A 19,509-nucleotide genomic window follows, 5' to 3' on the forward strand; every position below is an offset into this window, starting at 1 on the left:
GATGCTGGCCTATGCTGCGCGCCGTCTTTTGCTCTCGGCCGGCCTTGTCTGGGTGGTGGCGTCGCTGGTCTTCCTGGTGATCCACCTGATCCCCGGCGATCCGGCCGAGTTGCTGCTGTCTCAGGGCGGCATCGCGCCTGATCCTGCGGCGGTGGACGAACTGCGGCACCGGCTGGGATTGAACCTGCCGCTCTGGGAACAGTACGCCAGCTACATGGGCGCGCTGCTGCGCGGCGATTTCGGTCTGTCGCTGCTGGACGAACACCCGATCGCCGACGAGATTGCGCTGCGCTTGCCGCGCACGCTGGAGCTCATCATCGCGGCAGCGCTGATCTCGCTGGCTTTCGGCATGCCGCTCGGAGTTGCGGCGGCGCTTCAAGCAGGCGGGCTGCTCGATCGTCTGTTGTCCGGAGCTGCCGCGCTGGCTCTCTCAATACCGGTCTTCGTGGTCGGTACGCTCGCGGTGCTGGTGCTGGCGCAGGAGTTGAAGCTTGTGTCCGCGGGCGGCTACGTGCCCTTCGCGCGTGATCCGGGACGGCACATCGTACTGCTGCTGATGCCGGCAGGCACCATTGCGGTGGGACTGGGCGCAGTCGTGTTCCGCGTGATGCGGTCGTCGGTGCTCGAAGTGCTGGAGCGCGATCATGTGCGGGCGGCGCAGGCGCGGGGACTGTCGGCTGCCGGAATCATCCGCCGGCACGTGGTGCGCAACGCGTTAACGCCAGTTGTCACGGTGGTAGCGTTGCATCTCGGTACACTGCTCGGCGGCACGGTGCTGGTGGAGTTCGTGTTCAATTGGCCCGGGCTGTCGGGCTATCTCGTCCGCGCCGTCGAGGCTCGGGACTATCCGGAGGTGATGGGCATCGTGCTCGTCATCTCGACACTGTTCGTGCTTCTGAATTTCGTCGTCGACTTACTTTACGCGGTCATCGATCCGCGCGTCAGGCACGCGTGATGAACGGATTGCGCCTCCGCTCGCTGGCGGTGCCAGGGCTGCTCGCGGCAGCGATCCTGCTGCTCGCGCTGGCCGCACCGATGTTGCCGCTGGCCGATCCGGTACGACAGGACGTGGCCCGGCGCCTCGCCGGGCCCTCAGCGGCGCATTTGCTTGGACAGGATGAGTACGGGCGGGACGTGCTGTCGCGCATTTTGTGGGGAGCGCGTGTGTCGCTGGCGGTGGCCTTCACAGCGACGGCGTTGGCCGCAACACTCGGCACGGCGCTCGGAATTCTCGGCGGATATTTTCGAGGCGTGATCGAGCTGCTGACGGTGCGGGCAGCGGAGATCGTGCTCTGTTTCCCGCCACTGCTTCTGGCGCTGCTGGTCGTGACGCTGATGGGGCCGGGGACAGGGACGCTCATCTTTTCGCTGGCCATCCTGTTCACGCCGGGCTTCGCACGCGTCGCCTATGCGGAGACGTTGTCGGTGCGCGCGTTGGACTATGTGACGGCGCAGCAGGCGCTGGGGGCGCCGACGCGACGCATTCTGGCCCGGACGTTGCTGCCGAACATCGCGCCACCGCTGATCGTGCAGTTCTCGCTGACGGTCGCGTCGGCGATGGTGCTCGAAAGCGGGTTGTCCTTCCTTGGTCTCGGTGTCGTGCCGCCGTCGCCTTCCTGGGGACTGATGATCCGCGGCGCACGGACGACGATGGAGCAGGCGCCGCTGCTGCTGCTTTGGCCGTGCCTTGCCTTGGCCGGCGCGGTGCTGGTGCTGAACCTTTTATGTGATCGGCTGCGCGATGTGCTCGATCCTCGCGGGCGCTCCACGGGCAGCCCCGGTTTTCTGCGAAAGCTGGCGGCGCTGCCGCCGGCGCCGGTGGAATCTGTGCCATTGCTGCGCGTGGAAGGGCTGACGCTGCAGGTTAAGGGGCGTCACGGTTCGGTGACGCTGGTGCGCGACGCGGGCTTCAGCGTGGGGCGCGGGGAAACCGTTGCAGTGGTTGGCGAGAGCGGCTCGGGCAAGACGCTGACGGTGCTCGCGGTGATGGGGCTGCTGCCGGCCGCGGTCGTGCCCGTGGCGGGTCGAATCCTTTTCACCGGACGCGACGGACACGTACGTGACCTGCTTCGTCTGCCCGAGGCGCAGATGCGCGCGTTGCGGGGACGCGACCTCGCCATGGTTTTTCAGGACCCGTCGAGCAGCCTGAACCCGCTGCTTCGCATTGGCGATCAGGTCGCCGAGAGCCTGCGAGCTCATGGCGCCAAAAGCAGCGAAAGCGTCGTCCCGCTGCTGCGCCAGGTCGGGCTGCCGGATCCGGAGCGGCAGGCGCAAGCCTATCCGCACGAGGTGTCGGGCGGCCAGCGCCAACGTGCGATGATTGCGGCGGCAATCGCAAACCATCCGCGTCTGTTGCTGGCGGACGAGCCGACCACCGCGCTGGACGTCACCGTGCAGGCGCAGATCCTGTCGCTGCTGACGGATTTGAAGCGCGCGGAAGGCGGAATGGGAATGGTCTTCGTGACGCACAATCTCGCAGTGGTGTCTGATATCGCCGACCGGGTGGTGGTGATGTATGCGGGCGAGGTCGTGGAGGAAGGGCCGGTTGCGGACGTCTTCGCCGCGCCCCGACATCCTTACACGGCGGCACTGCTGGCGAGCGTGCCGGAAGGCGGTGCGGAGCGGCTTGCCGCCATTCGCGGCACCGTACCGCAGCCTTTGGACATGCCGGCGGGCTGCCGCTTCGCGCCGCGTTGTGAGCGGGCGATCGAGATCTGCCGCGAAGTGGCGCCGGCGCTGGTTGAGGTGTCATTGGTGCGGCGCTCCCGCTGCGTGCGCTGGAAGGAGCTTGTATGAGGGCGGCGCAACCCCTGGCGCGCGCCGTGGGCGTGACGCGAGCCTTCTATCGGCGCGGCCGGTTCCTTGGGCGCAGCGTGCCGGTGATGGCGTTGCGCGGCGTGGATGTCGAGGTGCAGCGCGCAGAGACCGTCGGCGTCGTGGGCGAATCCGGCTGCGGCAAGAGCACGCTCGGCCGCGTGATGCTGGGGCTGCTGGCGCCGACCGAAGGCCAGGTGTTGTTCGACGGTGAGGATCTCGCTCAGCAAACGCAGGCGCATCTGCGCACGCTGCGGCGGCGGATGCAGATGGTGTTCCAGGATCCTTATGGCAGCCTCGATCCGCGGCGAACTGTCGGTGCACAGATCGGCGACGGTATCGTCATCCACCGCCTCGCGGCCGGCGTCGAGGTCGCGGAGCGTGTTGCATTGCTGCTGCGGCAGGTGGGTCTCAATCCCGCTGATGCGGGGCGGCTGCCGCATGAGTTCTCCGGCGGGCAGCGGCAGCGCATCGCGGTGGCGCGCGCGCTGGCGACGGCCCCGGAGTTCATCGTGGCGGATGAACCGGTCTCGGCATTGGATGTCTCGATCCAGGCGCAGGTGGTGAACCTCCTGGCCGACCTGCGGGCGGACCTCGGTCTGGCTCTGCTCTTCATCAGCCATGACCTTCATGTAGTGCGGCACCTCTGCGACCGTCTGGTGGTCATGTATCTGGGGCGCGTCATGGAGGAGGGACCGGCGAGCGAAATCTTTGCTGCACCGGTCCATCCTTATACGCGCGCGCTGCTGGCGGCCACGCCATCGCTGCGTCATCGCGCAGCGCCGGTACCGCTGATGGGCGAAGTGCCAAGCATCGCCTCGCCACCGACCGGATGCGTCTTCCGCACGCGCTGTCCGATGGCGCAGCCGGACTGCGCCGAAACCGTGCCGACCCTGCAAACGCTGAAAGGTACAGGAGACCGGCGTATCGCCTGTCTTCGCGCAGAGGAAATCGCAACATGATGAAAGGGAAGGGGCGCGTGGCCATGATCTCCGGCGCCACGCGCGGTATCGGGCGCGCCGTGCTGCAGCGCCTGCTTGACGCGGGCTACCAGGTCAGCGCGGGCGTCCGCGATGTGTCACGCCTGCCGCGACATCCTGCGCTCACAGCTTGCGCCTACGATGCCGGCCTTAGCGGCAGCGCCGAAGAATGGGTGGCGGCGACAATCGCCAGGTACAATCGCGTCGACGCGCTCGTGAATGCAGCCGGCATCAATCCCAAGGCCCGGTTGCTGGATGCGGACGAAACGCCGTTTGACGACATGTGGAGCGTGAACGCCAAGGGGCCGATGCGAGTCATTCGCGCGGCATGGCCCTATCTGATGGCCGCCGGCGAGGGCCGCGTGGTCAACGTCGCCTCGCTCTCCGGCAAGCGCGTGCGCAACGAGAATCTCGGCTACGCGATGAGCAAATTTGCGGTCATGGCACTGACGCAGGAGGTACGACGGCTTGGGTGGGAGCATGGCATTCGCGCCACCGCTGTCTGTCCCGGCTTCGTCGACACCGACATGACGATGCATGTCCAGCACGTTCCGCGGGAGAAGATGTCGCGGCCCGAGGACGTCGCGGTGCTGATCGAGGCGGTGCTGCATCTGCCGAACACGGCGAGCGTTGCAGAACTTTTGGTGAACTGGCGGCACGAGGACACTTTATGACCCAGATGGACGTTCTTCCTGGCGTTTTTGCACGCCGTGACCCCGCCAATCCGGCGCCGGTGCTGTTCGAGATTCCGCGCAGCGGCAGCGACTATCCGCCGGACTTCCGCAGCATTGCCTCGCTGACGGATCTGCAGCGGTCAGTTTCGACTCACGTCGAGGCGGCTTACGCGGACGTGGTCGATGCCGGCGCGACTTGGCTTTATGCCTTCTTCCCCAACGCCTATATCGACGCCAACCGACACGAACTCGATATCGATCCCGACAGCCTGGATGGGGCCTGGCCGCAGCCACTGCAGCCGTCGCCAAAATCGAAAGCGGGAATTGGCCTGATCCCCTCGATCTGTGCCGGCAGCAAGCCGATCTATGATGCGAAGCTTACCGTGGAGGCGGTTCGAAGTCGGCTCGACCGCTATTACTGGCCCTATCACAACGAGGTCTCGCGCTTGTTGAGGACGTTTCGTGAAACGCGCGGCGTCGCCGTTCACCTGAGCTGCCACAGCATGACGTCGCTCATTACCAGCGGACCGGACGCCGGGCAGCATCGATCCGATTTCGATCTCGGCGATCGCAACGGTACGACCTGCGGCGCCGAGATGACCGACCTTGTCGCGGAGACGTTGAGCAGCTTCGGCTACAAGGTCACGCGCAATCGCCATTTTGTCGGCGCCGAATCTGTGCGCAAGCACGGCGATCCGAGCAGAGGCATTCACAGCCTCCAGATCGAGATGAATCGCAGCCTTTACATGGACGATGCGACACGCGCCCGGAACGGGCGTTTCCCGAAGGTGCAGGCGCATCTCGCTGCACTGGCAGAACGAGTTGTCGCGTTTGCATGCACGCGCACCAATGTGCCGAACTAGTTGAAAGGAATGGGAGCATGTCGCCGCCTGTCGATCGCATCGCCAGCGATTCCAACCTGCCTGCCGCCGCCGACGTCGTTGTCATCGGCGGCGGTATCATCGGCGTGGCCGCCGCCTATGCGCTGACGCAACGCGGTCACTCCGTCGCGCTGGTGGAGAAAGGCCATATCGGCTGCGAACAATCCAGCCGCAACTGGGGCTGGTGCCGTCAGCAGAACCGCGACGAGCGGGAGCTGCCGCTGGTCCGCCACAGCCTCGAGATGTGGGGCAAGCTTGGCGAGGAGATCGGCGCCGATCTCGGCTTTCGCCGTCAGGGCCTGCTCTATGTCACCCAGAAGCCTGCCGAGCTTGCCGATTGGGAAGCCTGGGTGAACATGGCGCGAAAGCATCAGGTTCACAGCCGCATGCTGACGGCCGAGGAGGCGCAGGCGATGACGCCTGGTGCAACCGAGCGTTGGATCGGCGGCGTGCATTCGCCGAGCGATGGCCGCGCCGAGCCTGCGAAGGCCGCGCCCGCGCTCGCTGCGGCCGCACGGCGCGCTGGCGCCACCGTCCATCAGCAATGTGCGGCGCGCGGCCTGGAAACGACCGGCGGCGCCGTCTCCGCCGTGGTGACCGAGAAAGGTCGCATCCGCACTCAGGCGGTGCTTTGTGCGGGCGGCGCGTGGACGTCCATGTTCTGCCGTCGGCACGGCATCAAGCTGCCGCAGGCGGGCGTGCGCTCGACGGCGTTCTACACGACGCCTGCAACCGCGGTCACGGAGGGAGGCTTGTCCATGCCGGGCGCCGTTATTCGCCGTCGCCTTGATGATGGCTATACGATTGCGGTCCGCGGTCGCGGTCAGTTGGAGCTTACCCCGCAGGGATTGCGATACGCGCGCCAGTTCTGGCCGATGCTGGTAAAGCGTCGCTCGGCCGGCCTGACCTTCCGCGTCGGCCGTTCGTTCTTCCAGGGACCGGAGGCGTTCGGAAGCTGGTCATTGGACGGCGTCTCACCGTTCGAGAAGATGCGCGTGCTCGATCCCGAGCCTGACATGGGCGTGGTCGAGGATGGGTTGCGAGGTCTCGTGCGCGCCTACCCCGCACTTGCTGGAATCAAGGCTGCGGAGGTCTGGGGCGGCTGGATCGATTCCACACCTGACGCGATCCCCGTGATCTCGCCGGTCGAAGCGCTGCGGGGGTTTTTTATCGCCACAGGCTTCAGCGGCCATGGTTTCGGCATCGGGCCGGCGGCTGGCCGGCTGGCGGCCGATCTCGTCACCGGCGCAACGCCGCTCGTTGACCCGCATCCCTTTCGCTATTCGCGCTTGGTGGATGGGACCGATCTCGGTCCGCCAGGGCCAATGTAGTTACGCGGCCTTCGCTCCGCGCACAGGCTGGGCGAGGCACGTCATCAGGCGCGCGAGGCCGGCACAGTCCAAGCTCGGGAATCTGCCGACGAGCGCAATGATTTCTGCCGCGGCATCGGCGCCCAACGCGGTCGATAGGCAATCGCTCGCCTTGGCTTGGAGCTGCTCGGCCGAGACTGGCCGGCCCCAGATTCCAGGCGGTCCGTCGCATGTGCCGCGCGTTCGGCCACCACGCCATTCCACATCGATAGCCAGCGTCATCGCGTCGAAGCGACCCTGGCGCTGCATGTCGGGCACGATGTTGATGCGCGGCAACAGGTCGACGACATCAGGCGCGAAGCGGCGCGCGTCGGTGAAACTGGCGACGGTGACATCCCCGTCGAGCAACGCGATCGCGGCGGTGTACTGGAAGCTGAACTTTCCGGCGAGTCCGGTGGCGGGGTTGGGACGATCGACATAGGCCATCGGCGGACTGTGGATCACCACGCGTTCGATCGTTTGATTGCCCGGCATCGCGGCTCGGGCCGCCAATGCCGCCCTGATGACGAAATGCGTGCCGTACTGGCTTGGATAGAGCTTATAGGCCGGGCCGGGATGCACGATCTGCAGCGCGCCGTGGTCCTTGATCAGTTCCTCCGGAGTAAAGCCGTCGCCGAAAAAGGCCTTGCCATAGCCGCGCGGATCACCGAGCGCATCCGCGTCCGCCGTGAAGCCGCGAGCGGCAAGTACAGCGCTTTCCAGTCCGGATGCAGCAGCCTGGCCGCAGTGCAGCGCCTTGGTCATGCTGCCGATATTGGCCTGGACGCCCCCAGCCCGCGACGCTGCGATGGCAATGGCGTGCCCGAATTGCGCGATGTCGAGCTGCATCAGCAGGCCGCAGGCGACGGCGCTGCCGAGCGGGCCGACAGCTCCGGGCGGATGGAAGACCAGAGTCCCCGGTTCGAACTGCCGCGACGACAGGCGCAGCCGCTCCTGTGCCTCGATGCCGATGGCCAAGGCTGACAGAATACGTTCGCCGAGCGGAGCGTCGTGAGCTATCGGGGACGTCTCGGCGAGAGCGAGCGCGGCGGGCAGCGTGGTCGAGAGCGAATGGTTGGCCGGATTCCACATCGGCTCGAAATCGAGCACGTGCATCGCGGCGCCGTTGATGCGCGCTGCATCGGCCGGTGCAGCGCGTCTGCTTCTGCCGATCAAGCTGGCCGATGCGCCGCTGTCCGGGACTGGGGCAGAATCGGCCAGTATCGAGGGACTCTTCTCTGACGCGCCGAGCGCTGCAACGGCGAGACCATCGAGGACGAGCGAGATCGCACTCTGACGAGCAGCGTCGTCGAGTCCCCTGACGGCCAGCATCGAGAGATGTTCGGCGAAAGCGCTCGTCAGGCTCATTCCGCGGCCGCCGGCCGGTTCGCCTGCGCCATGCGCGGCGGTTGGTAGAAGACCTGGCCCTCGAACAGCTTGCGCGCTGTGCGGTAGACCGCGCCGTGGATCGCTCGCACGCGCGCAGGATCGTCGGCGTTTTCGACGGCAGCATCGACGATGGTGATTCCGGAAGGATGCGCCACCGCGATTGGTCCGTCGCCGGGCCGCGCCAGGGCGTGGGGCAGCGAGCCAACAATGCGCACGGCGATCGCGAGGCAGGTTGCGCCAGTTATCGGCACTGCCCGATGCGGTTGACCGATCGAGATCATGCGGATGGCGAGTGACATGTCAGCGGCTTCGATCATCCGGCCGGATAGTGTCGGCGTGCTGACCGGCGCCGCGATCATCGCCACTTTCGGCACGCTGGGAATACGGCCGGCGGCGGCAAGATCTGGCGCGATGCCCATCGCGACGGAAGCGGCGCGGCGGATCGACTCCATCCGTTCCAGGAAAAGCGGATCCTGCTCGAGGGCATCCGGCAATTCGCCGCCCTGCTTGCCGAGCGCGCTGGCTGCCACGAAGACGCACGGATTCGCCGCATCGACCAGCGAGGCCTCGATCGGGCCGAGCCCCGGAATCTCGAGGATATCGCGGCCGCGGCCGGTCGGCAGCAGGCGGCCCGTCTTGGTGCCGCCGGGATCGACGAATTCGAGCCTCACCGGCGCTCCGCTCCCGGCGACGCCGTCAATCGCGAAGTCACCCTCGGTTTGCGATTCGCCGCCGCTCACAGCGAAGCGAGCGACGATGATCTTTCCGGTGTTGGTATTGTGGATGCGGACGATGGCCTCGCCGTTCGCCGGCGCGCGCACCAGCCCTTGCTCGACGGCGAATTGCCCCATGGCCGAGGACATATTTCCACAATTGCCGCTGTAGTCGACCGAGGCCTCCTTCACCGAAACCTGCGCGAACGTGTAGTCGACATCAGCGTCGGGGCGCGTTGCAGGCCCGACGACACAGATCTTCGACACCGAGGAGAGTCCTCCGCCCATGCCGTTGAGCTGGCGTCCGTTTGCGTCGGGAGAACCCATCACCGCGAGGAAGATCGGATCCCAGAGCGCCGGATCGGAGGGCAGGTCGGCGCGGTTGAAGACGACAGCCTTCGAAGTGCCACCGCGCATGAAAGTCGCTTTCAACCGGCTTTGGGGCATCGGCTCGTCCTCTATATCGGCTCGTCCTTTACGGGATACTTCTGTATACATCTACGTACAAGAATGCTAACGAGTTGTCGACGCGCAAATGCTGGCCGCGCATGCGGTCAGTGCAGGGTGGAAACAAAGGCGCGGCTTGACACGCTGCGCAAGCCAGCCTGTGGAGTTTCAAGCGGCCGTTGCGGTGGGAAACGTCCGCTGGATGCGTGAACGGCGTGCGGCCCCTTCGGGTGACCGAAATGGTAGGAGGGCGGTTCTGTTTCAATTATCGCCGCGATGCGGGCTCGATGCCGGTCGCGACGTCCGGTTGTTCCGCAGAATTCACTGGCGGCCGGTTCGAGGAGATGAAAATGAGCGACGAAACCGTGCTGCCGGACCGAGACAAATTTGCTTCGGCTGCGGACTACGCCTACGCGGCTTTGCGGCGGGAAATCGTCGAGGGGCGCTTCCCACCGGGGCGCCGCATGCGTGAGATCGAACTGGCGCAACGCCTCGGCATCAGCCGAACGCCGACGCGCCAGGCGCTCTCACGGCTGGAGCTTGAGGGCTTGCTCGACGCGCGGCCTCGGGCAGGCCTCGTGGTCTCGGTGCTCGATCTGGATGCTGTCGAGGAGCTCTACGAGATGCGGGCAGCCGTCGAGGGTACGGCGGCGGCGATGGCGGCCCGGCATGCCCGACCGCGCGACCTCGCACTGCTGCAGAAACTGCTTGATGAAGAGACGTTGCTGGGAAGCGACCCGCTGACGCTCTATCGGCATAACCGCGAGCTTCACGAGGCGATCCACGTGGCGGCGCATAATCGCTACCTTGAAAAGAGCCTGCATGCGCTCCACGACGCGATCGCACTGCTCGGCCCAACCACACTCGCGGCCGGCGGGCGCGCCGCCATCGCTCGTAAGGAGCACGCTGCCATCGTCAAGGCGATCACCAAGCGCGACGATGTGTCGGCCGACCGTCTCATGCGCGCTCATATCATTGATGCCCTCGACGTGCGTCGGGCCATCCTTGAGCGCGAACGCCGCCGAAATGCCGGGCCGGACGACACATGAGACGGATTTTAGGCTCCTTTGTACCGGGCTTCGAGTTCGTCGAACCGAGGCTTGCCGACAATACGTTGGCGCTCGGCGAAGCTGGCCAGCCGGTCTTCGGCGCCATCAAGCGAACCGTTCTGCTTGAGTATGCCCAGCACGTCCTGGGCCGACTTCATCATGGCCTGGAGCGCAGCGTTCGCGTAAAGCGCGATCGAAAATCCCATCGTGCCGAGTTCTTCGAGTGGCAGCATCGGCGTCCTGCCGCCCATCACGACATTGACGAGTTGGGGAGCGGGCAGCTTCCCGATCGCCCGCATCTCCTCGACAGACTCGGGTGCCTCGACAAAGATCACGTCCGCTCCGGCCTCGGTCATGGCATGGGCGCGTTCGATCGCCCGCTCGAAGCCTTCGACCGCCCGTGCATCGGTTCTTGCAATGATGATCGTGTCGGGATCGCGGCGCGCGTCAAGCGCGGCGTGGATCTTGGCCAGCATTTCCGGCAGCGGGACAACGCCCTTGCCGGTGAAATGCCCGCACTTCTTCGGAAAGACCTGATCCTCGATTTGCAGCGCGGCGGCGCCGGCCCGTTCGAGCAGTTGGACGGTGCGGGAGACATTGAGCGCATTGCCAAAGCCGGTGTCGATGTCGACTACCAGCGGGATCCTGGTGACGTCGCTGATGCGGGCGGCAGCCTCAGCCAGTTCGGTCGCCGAAAGCAGGCCGAGATCCGGCATACCGAGCTGCATGTTCGTGAAGCCCGCGCCCGTCAGATAGACGGCCTCGAAGCCGAGGTCCTCGATAATGCGCGCCATCAAGGCATTGGCTGCGCCCGGCAGAAGAAAGACCTCTCGTCGGTTTATGAGATCGCGCAGGCGCTGGCGGCTGCTCTGCTGAGACGTTTCGAAGGTGTTGAGCATGGTGGACCTGCTCCGTGCTGCGGGGGGCGGGACAAAACCTTGTCGCTCGGGACTATGCTCGTCAGCAGTGGCTAGCGTCAACTGTTGACAGTCGACAATTTCGCAGGCCAATCTGCGGACGAAGCATCCGGATCAGAGATGCAACAGGGAGTGAATGTGATGGCTGAAAAGCATGATCCGGCCTTTGGCCTGACCCGTCGCAGCGTCCTGGTCGGCGGCGCGGCGCTCGGACTCGTTGGTGCGCGTCGGGCTCAAGCCGCAGGCCTCGATCTCGAGGCGGCACGCAAGGAGGGGAAGGTCGTTGTCTACAACAACTGGCAACCGAACGGCATCGAGCCGCTGCTCCAGCGTTTCCGCGATGCTGTCCCCGGAATCCGCACCGAGCAGATTAGACTCGGCAGCAATCCGCTGATTGAACGCTTCCAGACCGAGTTCAGCGCCGGCCGCAATCTCTGCGATGTGCTCGTCACCTTTCCGGACGAACGCATCGACGAAGGGTTGAAGCAGGGCTGGATGGCGCAATGGACTCCACCGGAGATCGGCAACTTCGCGCCGGAGTACAACAACAACAACATGCTGTTCACGATCCAGCATGCGCGCGAATGCATCATCTGGAACAAGAGCCAGGTCAGGCCGGCTGATGCGCCGAAGGAATGGATCGATTTGCTCGACCCGAAGTGGAAGGGCCGCGTCGGCATGAACCCGCCCTGGCGCTCGGTCTCGATTCAGCAGATCTGCGCCTTCTGGGAGGACATCGGCATCAAGGACGCGCCCGAGCGCCTGAAGGCGAACGAAGTTCGCTTCTTCGAGGGGTCGGGTGGCATCATCCAGGCGGTCGTACGCGGCGACGTGCGTGTCGCTGAACTGACCGACCTGCCGCTCAACCCGATGCTGGAGGATGGAGCGCCGATCGGCTTCGTCTATCCGAAGTCCGGCACCACGCTCTCGGCCAACAAGGCCTTCGTCGCGGCCAAGGCGCCGAACCCGAACGCGGCCAAGGTTTTTTTGAACTGGCTGATGACCGCGGAAGGCCAGGTGCATTTGCAGAATTACTGCGGCCTGTCGGTGACCCGGAAGGGCGCGCCGCCGCTGAGCAAGCTGCCCGCGACGGCCGACCTTAGTAATGTCGTCGACGGCGAGAAGATCCTGACGCCGGCGCGCCAGACAGTCATCGTGGACAAGTGGCGTTCGACTTTCGGTATCCGCTGAGCGCGTGATCGCTGCGCGGAACGGCAGTTTCGCGCAGCGATCGTTTCAAGCGAAGCGCACGCAGATGCGCATCCGAAAAAATGCTCCAGCAAACAAGACGGTCCCGCGAGCCGATCATGTCCGTAGATGCCTCCACTGTTCATGGGTTGCCGGTCTCCGACACCAACCGGCGGAGCAGCTCCCGCGGCGTCCTGATGGGCGTCTACTGGGTCACCTTCGTGCTTGTCGCCGCGATGGTGGCTATTCCGGTGATCGCACTCGTCTATGGCAGCTTCCGCACGAGTGCGCCGGGCCTGCCCGGCGACTGGACCCTGCGCAACTATGCGGGCCTCGCCTCGAGCGGCGTCCTGTCGTCGATGAGCACAACGTTGGTGATCGGCCTCTTCACCTCGGTGCTCTCGATTATCATCGGCACGGCGATAGCGCTCATCCTGCATCGAACGGATTTCCGCTACGGGCGGATCGTGATGCCGCTGATCGGACTCACATTCTATTTCCCGTCCTTCATCCTCGCCATGGCGTGGATCATCGTCGGTGCGCCAGGAGGCATTTACAATACCGTGGTCGACGACATGCTCGGCATGCCCTGGTTGCGCGCCGACATCTACACCGCGGCGGGCATCGTTTTCGTCATGGTCCTGCACCAGGTCCCTTTCGTCTACCTGACAATGCGCGGTCCGATTATCGGCATGGACCCGATCTACGAGGAGGCGGCGAATGCCGCTGGTGCCAAGCCGTACGAAGTACTGCTGCGGGTGACGTTGCCGCTGCTCGGCTATTCGCTGATTTCGAGCTTCATCCTGACCTTCGTCATGACAATCGAGCAATTCGCGATTCCTGCGCTGCTCGGCATTCCGGGGCAGGTGACGATGCTGGCGACGCAGCTCTATCTGCTGGTCCGGTTCTCGCCGACCGATTACGGGCTGGCGGCGGCGATCGGCGTCGCACTCAGCCTGATCACCGGCGCGGCGATCTGGGCACAGCGGCGCGTCACCACCGCCGGTCGGCTGACCACCGTCACCGGCAAGGCCGGGCGCATCAAGCAGATTCCGCTCGGCCACTGGCGCTGGGCGGCGAACCTCCTGTGCTTCGGCTTCGTCTTCCTCGGGCTCATCATGCCGATGGTGATCCTGCTCTACACCTCTGTGCTGAAGTGGTTCACCGTGAACCCGTTCGACGGCATGTATACGCTTCGAAACTACGTCTTCATCTGGGAGAGTGGCTCGACCGTCGGCAGTTTCACCAATACGCTGATCGTGTCGGGCGTCGGCGCGGCGGTGGGCGTGCTGCTCGGGTTGCTCTGCTGCTATTTCACCTTGCGGTTACGCCCGCCCGGCTATCGCGCGCTGGATTTCCTGGTCAGCCTGCCCTTCGGTGTGCCCGGTGTGGTGCTCGGCCTCGGCTTGCTCTGGGCCTATGCCTATCTGCCGCTGCCACTCTACGGCACGCTGACTTTGATGATCATCGCCTTCGTGACGCGTTTCCTGCCCTATGCCACTGAAACGATTGGCGGGCAGATGGTGCAGATCGACAAAAGCCTGGAAGAGGCGGCTTGGGTCAATGGCGCGACCCGTCTGCAGGGCGTTGGAAAGATCCTGCTGCCGCTGGTCTCGCCGTCGCTGCAGGGCGCCTATTTCCTGCTTTTCATGGCGTTCTTTCGCGAGATCTCCTCGGCGATCCTGATCTACTCGGTCAACACCTCGGTGATCTCGATCTCAATCTGGTCGTTCTTCGAGCAGGCGAATTGGGGACTGGCGAGTGCGCTCGCGGTCGTCGCCACACTGATCATTTTTGTCGCCATGGCGTTGATCACGCGCATGGTCTCGACCGCCGGGCGCGGCTGAGGAAGGTCTGCAATGAGCATCAGCATCGAGAACCTCACCAAGCGCTACGGTCCGCTCACCGTCGTTCATGGCATTTCCTTCAACGTCGCCAAGGGCGAATTCATGTCGCTGCTCGGGCCGTCCGGCTGCGGAAAGACGACGACCTTGCGCTGCATCGCCGGACTGGAGGACGCCAATGGTGGAGTCATTCGCATCGGCGACAGGATAGTCTCGGCACCGGAGCAGGACGTGGTCGTCTCGGCGCATGAACGTCAGATCGGCATGGTGTTCCAGTCCTATGCGATCTGGCCGCACATGACAGTCGCCGGCAACGTCGGCTTCCCGCTCGCGATCCGAAAGGTCGCGGCGCAGGAGGTTGAGCGACAGGTCGACGAAGCGCTGGAGATCGTCGGCATGCGACATCTGCGCGACCGACATCCCTCGCAACTGTCCGGCGGGCAGCAGCAGCGTGTTGCGCTGGCGCGCGCGATCGTCGGGCGCCCGCGCGTGCTGCTCTTCGACGAGCCCCTGTCCAATCTCGACGCCAAGCTGCGCGAGGGCACCCGGACCGAAATCAAGCGGCTGCAGCGCGAGCTCGATGTTGCGACCGTCTACGTGACGCATGACCAGGAGGAGGCCTTGTCCATGTCCGACCGGGTCATCGTCATGGATGGCGGTCGGATCACGCAAGCCGGCACGCCGAAAGAGCTCTATCGCCGTCCGGCAAACCGCTTCGTCGCCGATTTCGTCGGTCGCGCCAGCTTCATCGACGTCACGCGCATGAACGGCTCGGGTTGGTCGACGGCGGCAGGAGTTCGGCTGCGCCTCGACGATGCCGGCGCGCCGCCGGCAACGCGCTATCAGGCCATGCTGCGCCCGGAGAGCATCGACATCTGCCACGGAGCAGCGCGCGGCAAAGCAGACGAGAGCGATAATATCCTGTGCGGCCATGTGGTCGAGAGCCACTATCTCGGCGCCTATACGGAATATCTTGTCGAGGCCTCGGGGGCAAAGCTCAAGGTGCATTCGCGGTCCGATTTCGACGTCGGCGCCGAGGTGACGCTGCGCTTCGCGCCGGAGTTCTGCCGGCTCGTGGCGCTTGGCGACGAGGATCGCGTATGACCAGCAGTTGGATTGCAACCGACGAGTTCGAAGAGTTCGCCGCTGCGTTGTTCGTCAATGCCGGCCTGTCCGAGGCGGGTCGGGCGGTCGATCTGTTGCTTTCGCGACGTCTCGCCTGAGGGAGGCTTGCTTGCGACTGGATACGATGGCGCAGGTGATCCGCAGCAAGAATGCCGGACCATGCCTGCTGACGTTCGATCTTATGCTTCCCGATGAGGCCACCTTCGCCTATGTCGGTGCACGCATCGCCACGCTGCGACAGAAGGTGGCGTTGGCCTATGGCCGTAGCGAAAACGAGGTCGCGGTGCTGGCCTACGCGCCGGCGCTTGCGGTGAAGATCACGCTGCCGCGCGATATCGTCTCAGGTGATGTCGGCGATCGCGACGTCTATGGCGCGCAGCAGCACGCGCCGCTGCTGGACATGGATCTATGACGGCGATCGCGCGACTTCTCGATGATTTCGCTCGGCGGCGGCGGCCACTGCGCTCGCTTGGCGCCTCGGGCCAGCTCGGCTATGGCATTCCGACACCGGCTTTCGAAGCCGGGCTCGGCCGTGCCCCCGATATGATCGGCGTCGACATGGGCTCGATCGACATCGGCCCGAACTATCTTGGCAGCGGCAAGCTGGCGCCGACCCGCGGTGGAGCGAAGCGCGATCTGCGCAAGGTGCTGAACGCGGCGCGGCGCCTCGATATCCCGCTCATTGTCGGCTCGGCTGGTTCGGCAGGGGCCAGGCCGCATCTCGACCAGACCCTGGCGATAATCCGGGAGATTGCAGCGGAAGACGGCTTGCGTTTCCGCATGGGCGTAGTCGCAGCCGACGTATCGCCAGGCGTGGTCAAGCAAGCACTGCGGGCCGGGCGTGTTCGACCGATGGATACGATGCCGCCGCTGACCGAGGCGGATGTCGATGCGACCAGCAACCTCGTCGGTCAACTCGGCCTCGAGGCCTTCAGGCGGGCGCTGGAAGCCGATGTCGATGTGGTCGCGCTGGGGCGGGCCTGCGATACCGGCATTTTCGCCAGCATCCCCGCCATGCTCGGCTTTCCGCCGGGCATCGCCATGCACATGGCCAAGATCGTCGAATGCGCCTCGCTCTGCTGCAGCCCCGGCGGTCGCGACACTATCCTCGGCATTCTCGACGATGACGGGTTCGAGCTCGAAAGCATGGCGCCGAGCCGCGCGGCGACACCGGCCTCGGTCGCCGCACACAGCCTCTACGAACAGGCCGACCCGTTCGAAATCCGCGAGCCGGCGGGACGCGTCGACCTGCGCGACGTGACTTATCGAGCGCTCGACTCGCGACGCACCCGCGTCGAAGGCGCGCGCTTCGAACCGGCATCCGGGCTGACGCTGAAGCTCGAGGGAGCTTCGTTCCTCGGTCATCGCGCGCTGCTGCTCGCAGGGGTCGCAGATCCGCGGTTCATCGCCCGGTACGAAGAGATCTTCGCGGCGGTCACGACGGTCGTCCGCAATCTGGTGTGCGAGGATTCGCCTGAGGATTACCGCCTCGGCTTCCGCCTTTACGGTGTCGACGGCGTCCGCGCCTGGGCCGGCGCGCCGGGGCAGATGCCGCGCGAGGCCTTCGTACTGGGCGAGTGCCTCGCGCCGACGCCCGAGCGCGCCGAGGAAGTCATCCGCACGACGAAGCAGTACCTCCTGCATCACGGCTATGAGGGCAGGCTTTCGACGGCCGGCAACCTCGCCTTCCCCTTCACACCGCCGGAAGTGATGGTCGGCCCGGCCTATCGCTTCAATGTCTTCCACTTGATGGAGGTGGACGATATGGCGAGCCTCTTTCCCGTCGAGGTGGAGACGTTCGGCTGATCCGGATGGCTGTTGGCCGCGAAAGCGGCAGCCTTAAATTCGCAAAGCGGCAGTAAGCTCGGCCACCGTGCGATTTTCGATGTCCAGCACGATCTCCTGCACCGCAGCCGCTTTGGTCCCGTCGACAGCGAGCGAGGCTGAGGCCATGAATTTCGCAGCGACGCTCTCCGTATCCAGCGCCCGCTCGCCGGCGCCGCTATTGACGCGGATGTGCCGGAAGAGCTCCCGCCCGTCCTTGAGCGTGAGCTTCACGCCGCCGGAGAAGAATTGTGGGAACGCTGATGCACTGTCGATCGAGCATGCCACGCGGGTAGCGAGTTCTCGGACCTGCGGGTCACGCAGCGCTTCCTCCTGCAACTCGGGCAGGTTGAAGCGGCCCTTGATCAGGCAGGTCGCGACGACGAACTGCGCGCTGAATTTCGCTTCGTAGTCGGTGGTCGGGCGTTCCTTCGCGGCCGCGGGCTCGGCGACGATCGGCATCGTATCCTTCGGCAGAAAAGCCTCGACTGCGGCGATGTCGCGCCAGTCGACCGAACGGCTGAGTTCGATCGCGGCATCGGCGCAGCCATGGATGAAATGGCAGACCGGATAGGGCTTAAGCGCCGTATCCGCGAAGTGCCAGCGCGTGCCGAGGTCGGTCACCATGATGTCGAGATCGGCGTGACCGGCCTTATCCTGCAGATGCGTGTCGAACAGGCCGAACTTGCCTTCATAGGGTCGGCTCGGCCCGGTGAAATCTGCGCCCGCCAGTCGCGCTGCCGTAATGCCGGCGACGGCTCCCCAGCCGGGATGGAAGCGCTTGGTCCAGGCGCCGTCCTCGAGGAAGACCTGCACGCCCGAGGCCGTGCTGGCGGCGATGCCCTGCGCCTCGACGATCTGCCGCGTGCTCAGACCGAGCAGCTTGGCGGCGATCACCGCCGAACTGAAATGGGCGACGATGCCGGTGGCGTGGAAGCCGACGTGATGGAAGCCGCCTTTGACGGCGGCGCCGACTCGCACCGCGGTCTCCATTCCCGCCATGTAGGCGGTGAGGAAGCTGGGGCCGTCGACGTTCAGCGCCTCGCCGAGCGATAGGGCGCAGGGCAGACACGCGGCGGTCGGATGAACGATGCTGGTAAGGTGAGTGTCGTCGAAGTCGAGGCCGTGGATGAGGATGCCGTTGGCAAGAGCGGCGTCGCGAACCGGCAGGCGTTCTTTGCGTCCGATGACGCTGCACGACCCAGCTTCGCCCGCCAGCGCGCTAATGCCCGCGAGCGCGCGGTCGGCGTAGACGAAGGCGTTCGAGGCGAGGCCGACGCCGAGTGCATCGAGAATGGAGAGCTTGCCGCGATGCCGCGCCGCTTCTGGGACTGCTTCGAGACGCAAGCCCGCAGCCATGTCTGCCAAGGCGGTGGCCGGCTTCAAGGCGGAATCCCATAGGGCGATTGGCGCGGCTCTCATGATACCTCCCCGAGTCAGTGCCGCGCCTCTGGGCGGCTTCTCAGATCGATTAGGGAGCGCTATTGTAGGACTGTCAACAGTTGACGTGCCCGTTTAGGACGGGTTCTTCGGTATGCTAGATGCATGGGCACAATGAGCGAGCTTCTCAACAGTCGCGTCAAAGCCAAATCGCTGGTCGACACCGTCACCGAACGTCTGGAGGCCGCGATTATCAGCGGCGAGCTGGCGCCCGGAAGCCGGCTCAGCGAGCAGAGGCTGGCGATATCCTTCGGCGTGAGCCGGGGCCCGTTGCGAGAGGCGATAAGACGCCTGGAAGGCCGGCAGCTCCTGCAGCGCACGGCCAATATCGGCGTGCATGTGACGAAGCTATCCTGGCGCGACTTGACCGACCTGATGCTCGTTCGCGAAGCCCTGGAAGGGATGGCCTGTCGGCTCGCGGCCGAAATGATGAATCCGGCGGAGCTGGCCGAACTTGATCAGTTGCTCGCCGAGCACGGGCAGTTGCAGGACGTTCAGACCGGCACTGGCTATTACCAGCAGACGCGCGACTTCGACTTTCATTTCAAGATCGTCACGGCCAGCCGCAATGAGCGGTTGATCCAGATGCTATGCGCCGACATGTATGACCTTCTCCGCATCTACCGATACAGGTCGAGCACATTCGGCGGACGCGCCAAGGCCGCTTATGAGGAGCACAGGATGATCCTCGAGGCCTTGCGCAGCCGGGATCCTGATCTCTCCGAAACCGCAATGCGCGCTCATATCCGAAACTCGCGACTTCACATTGTGAAGCGGCTGGAGGAGCTGGAGGCGTCCGGCAACTCGCAACCCGCGCTTTGAGATGCTGGCGCCGTGAAGCTTGAGCCGCGGCGGATTTCGAGGCGACCATTCCT

The 19,509-nt window shown here is 65.1% G+C and carries 18 protein-coding genes; 14 read left to right on the forward strand and 4 right to left on the reverse strand.

The annotated features are described in order from the left end of the window. The first annotated feature begins 1 nt into the window (after nucleotide 1). From RCO31_RS11175 to RCO31_RS11200, 6 genes are read left to right on the forward strand one after another with little or no spacing between them, the layout of a single operon-like run. Nucleotides 2-955, forward strand: coding sequence for an ABC transporter permease (locus RCO31_RS11175; RefSeq protein WP_308968397.1), 954 nt, complete (start codon nucleotides 2-4; stop codon nucleotides 953-955). Continuing rightward, nucleotides 955-2,796: a dipeptide/oligopeptide/nickel ABC transporter permease/ATP-binding protein gene (locus RCO31_RS11180; RefSeq protein ID WP_308968398.1), complete on the forward strand. Its 1,842-nt coding sequence runs from the start codon at nucleotides 955-957 to the stop codon at nucleotides 2,794-2,796. The genes RCO31_RS11175 and RCO31_RS11180 overlap by 1 nt, the downstream gene beginning before the upstream one ends. Continuing rightward, nucleotides 2,793-3,776 carry an oligopeptide/dipeptide ABC transporter ATP-binding protein gene (locus tag RCO31_RS11185; protein WP_308968399.1) on the forward strand — a complete coding sequence of 328 codons (984 nt, stop codon included), beginning with the start codon at nucleotides 2,793-2,795 and terminating at the stop codon, nucleotides 3,774-3,776. Before RCO31_RS11180 ends, RCO31_RS11185 begins: the two co-directional genes overlap by 4 nt. Next, nucleotides 3,773-4,468, forward strand: coding sequence for an SDR family NAD(P)-dependent oxidoreductase (locus tag RCO31_RS11190; RefSeq protein WP_308968400.1), 696 nt, complete (start codon nucleotides 3,773-3,775; stop codon nucleotides 4,466-4,468). Before RCO31_RS11185 ends, RCO31_RS11190 begins: the two co-directional genes overlap by 4 nt. Then, on the forward strand, nucleotides 4,465-5,331 hold the full coding sequence (locus RCO31_RS11195) for an N-formylglutamate amidohydrolase (RefSeq protein WP_308968401.1): 867 nt from the start codon (nucleotides 4,465-4,467) through the stop codon (nucleotides 5,329-5,331). Before RCO31_RS11190 ends, RCO31_RS11195 begins: the two co-directional genes overlap by 4 nt. Before the next feature lie 17 nt (nucleotides 5,332-5,348). Beyond that, nucleotides 5,349-6,680, forward strand: a complete 1,332-nt coding sequence (locus RCO31_RS11200) for an FAD-binding oxidoreductase (protein ID WP_308968402.1) — start codon at nucleotides 5,349-5,351, stop codon at nucleotides 6,678-6,680. On the opposite strand, the gene RCO31_RS11205 is transcribed toward RCO31_RS11200, so the two are convergent. Beyond that, nucleotides 6,681-8,066, reverse strand: a complete 1,386-nt coding sequence (locus RCO31_RS11205; protein WP_308968403.1) for an MmgE/PrpD family protein — start codon at nucleotides 8,064-8,066, stop codon at nucleotides 6,681-6,683. It abuts the gene before it with no gap. Next, on the reverse strand, nucleotides 8,063-9,247 hold the full coding sequence (locus RCO31_RS11210; RefSeq protein ID WP_308968404.1) for a PrpF domain-containing protein: 1,185 nt from the start codon (nucleotides 9,245-9,247) through the stop codon (nucleotides 8,063-8,065). The genes RCO31_RS11205 and RCO31_RS11210 overlap by 4 nt, the downstream gene beginning before the upstream one ends. Nucleotides 9,248-9,597: 350 nt before the next feature. Between RCO31_RS11210 and RCO31_RS11215 the strand changes: the two genes are divergently transcribed. After that, the gene (locus RCO31_RS11215; RefSeq protein WP_308968405.1) at nucleotides 9,598-10,296 is read left to right on the forward strand and encodes a GntR family transcriptional regulator; all 699 of its coding nucleotides are present in this window, start codon (nucleotides 9,598-9,600) and stop codon (nucleotides 10,294-10,296) included. A gap of 8 nt (nucleotides 10,297-10,304) precedes the next feature. Here the strand turns inward: RCO31_RS11215 and RCO31_RS11220 are convergent, their stop codons facing one another. Further along, nucleotides 10,305-11,195 (reverse strand): oxaloacetate decarboxylase, encoded by an 891-nt coding sequence (locus RCO31_RS11220; RefSeq protein WP_308968406.1) that lies wholly within the window; start codon nucleotides 11,193-11,195, stop codon nucleotides 10,305-10,307. A 159-nt stretch (nucleotides 11,196-11,354) separates the two neighbouring features. Here RCO31_RS11220 and RCO31_RS11225 point away from each other — a divergent pair, with 159 nt between their 5' ends. The 6 genes from RCO31_RS11225 (at nucleotide 11,355) to RCO31_RS11250 (ending at nucleotide 17,176) form a co-directional block, all read left to right on the forward strand. Continuing rightward, nucleotides 11,355-12,404 carry an extracellular solute-binding protein gene (locus tag RCO31_RS11225; RefSeq protein ID WP_308968407.1) on the forward strand — a complete coding sequence of 350 codons (1,050 nt, stop codon included), beginning with the start codon at nucleotides 11,355-11,357 and terminating at the stop codon, nucleotides 12,402-12,404. A gap of 116 nt (nucleotides 12,405-12,520) precedes the next feature. Continuing rightward, nucleotides 12,521-14,248, forward strand: coding sequence for an iron ABC transporter permease (locus RCO31_RS11230; RefSeq protein ID WP_308968408.1), 1,728 nt, complete (start codon nucleotides 12,521-12,523; stop codon nucleotides 14,246-14,248). A gap of 12 nt (nucleotides 14,249-14,260) precedes the next feature. Then, the gene (locus tag RCO31_RS11235; RefSeq protein ID WP_308968409.1) at nucleotides 14,261-15,349 is read left to right on the forward strand and encodes an ABC transporter ATP-binding protein; all 1,089 of its coding nucleotides are present in this window, start codon (nucleotides 14,261-14,263) and stop codon (nucleotides 15,347-15,349) included. Further along, complete coding sequence (locus tag RCO31_RS11240; RefSeq protein ID WP_308968410.1) at nucleotides 15,346-15,468, forward strand: hypothetical protein; 123 nt, start codon at nucleotides 15,346-15,348, stop codon at nucleotides 15,466-15,468. The genes RCO31_RS11235 and RCO31_RS11240 overlap by 4 nt, the downstream gene beginning before the upstream one ends. Nucleotides 15,469-15,479: 11 nt before the next feature. Beyond that, nucleotides 15,480-15,782, forward strand: coding sequence for a DUF4387 domain-containing protein (locus RCO31_RS11245; RefSeq protein ID WP_308968411.1), 303 nt, complete (start codon nucleotides 15,480-15,482; stop codon nucleotides 15,780-15,782). After that, complete coding sequence (locus tag RCO31_RS11250) at nucleotides 15,779-17,176, forward strand: acyclic terpene utilization AtuA family protein (protein ID WP_308968412.1); 1,398 nt, start codon at nucleotides 15,779-15,781, stop codon at nucleotides 17,174-17,176. Before RCO31_RS11245 ends, RCO31_RS11250 begins: the two co-directional genes overlap by 4 nt. 33 nt (nucleotides 17,177-17,209) lie before the next feature. Here RCO31_RS11250 and RCO31_RS11255 read toward each other — a convergent pair whose 3' ends face one another. After that, a complete protein-coding gene (locus RCO31_RS11255; RefSeq protein ID WP_308968413.1) occupies nucleotides 17,210-18,616 on the reverse strand; it encodes an MmgE/PrpD family protein in 1,407 nt (468 codons plus the stop codon). 132 nt (nucleotides 18,617-18,748) lie between these two features. On the opposite strand from RCO31_RS11255, the gene RCO31_RS11260 reads away from it, so the two are divergent. Continuing rightward, on the forward strand, nucleotides 18,749-19,456 hold the full coding sequence (locus RCO31_RS11260; RefSeq protein ID WP_308968414.1) for a GntR family transcriptional regulator: 708 nt from the start codon (nucleotides 18,749-18,751) through the stop codon (nucleotides 19,454-19,456). The last annotated feature ends 53 nt before the right edge of the window (nucleotides 19,457-19,509 follow it).

The organism is Bradyrhizobium sp. LHD-71, assembly GCF_031157255.1.
GTDB lineage: Bacteria > Pseudomonadota > Alphaproteobacteria > Rhizobiales > Xanthobacteraceae > P52-10.

Excerpts from the sequence above, each read along its gene's own strand:
- RCO31_RS11175 (WP_308968397.1), top strand. The coding sequence starts at position 2 with ATGCTGGCCTATGCTGCGCGCCGTCTTTTGCTCTCGGCCGGCCTTGTC.
- RCO31_RS11180 (WP_308968398.1), top strand. The coding sequence starts at position 955 with ATGAACGGATTGCGCCTCCGCTCGCTGGCGGTGCCAGGGCTGCTCGCG.
- RCO31_RS11185 (WP_308968399.1), top strand. The coding sequence starts at position 2,793 with ATGAGGGCGGCGCAACCCCTGGCGCGCGCCGTGGGCGTGACGCGAGCC.
- RCO31_RS11190 (WP_308968400.1), top strand. The coding sequence starts at position 3,773 with ATGATGAAAGGGAAGGGGCGCGTGGCCATGATCTCCGGCGCCACGCGC.
- RCO31_RS11195 (WP_308968401.1), top strand. The coding sequence starts at position 4,465 with ATGACCCAGATGGACGTTCTTCCTGGCGTTTTTGCACGCCGTGACCCC.
- RCO31_RS11200 (WP_308968402.1), top strand. The coding sequence starts at position 5,349 with ATGTCGCCGCCTGTCGATCGCATCGCCAGCGATTCCAACCTGCCTGCC.
- RCO31_RS11205 (WP_308968403.1), bottom strand. The coding sequence starts at position 8,066 with ATGAGCCTGACGAGCGCTTTCGCCGAACATCTCTCGATGCTGGCCGTC.
- RCO31_RS11210 (WP_308968404.1), bottom strand. The coding sequence starts at position 9,247 with ATGCCCCAAAGCCGGTTGAAAGCGACTTTCATGCGCGGTGGCACTTCG.
- RCO31_RS11215 (WP_308968405.1), top strand. The coding sequence starts at position 9,598 with ATGAGCGACGAAACCGTGCTGCCGGACCGAGACAAATTTGCTTCGGCT.
- RCO31_RS11220 (WP_308968406.1), bottom strand. The coding sequence starts at position 11,195 with ATGCTCAACACCTTCGAAACGTCTCAGCAGAGCAGCCGCCAGCGCCTG.
- RCO31_RS11225 (WP_308968407.1), top strand. The coding sequence starts at position 11,355 with ATGGCTGAAAAGCATGATCCGGCCTTTGGCCTGACCCGTCGCAGCGTC.
- RCO31_RS11230 (WP_308968408.1), top strand. The coding sequence starts at position 12,521 with ATGTCCGTAGATGCCTCCACTGTTCATGGGTTGCCGGTCTCCGACACC.
- RCO31_RS11235 (WP_308968409.1), top strand. The coding sequence starts at position 14,261 with ATGAGCATCAGCATCGAGAACCTCACCAAGCGCTACGGTCCGCTCACC.
- RCO31_RS11240 (WP_308968410.1), top strand. The coding sequence starts at position 15,346 with ATGACCAGCAGTTGGATTGCAACCGACGAGTTCGAAGAGTTCGCCGCT.
- RCO31_RS11250 (WP_308968412.1), top strand. The coding sequence starts at position 15,779 with ATGACGGCGATCGCGCGACTTCTCGATGATTTCGCTCGGCGGCGGCGG.
- RCO31_RS11255 (WP_308968413.1), bottom strand. The coding sequence starts at position 18,616 with ATGAGAGCCGCGCCAATCGCCCTATGGGATTCCGCCTTGAAGCCGGCC.
- RCO31_RS11260 (WP_308968414.1), top strand. The coding sequence starts at position 18,749 with ATGAGCGAGCTTCTCAACAGTCGCGTCAAAGCCAAATCGCTGGTCGAC.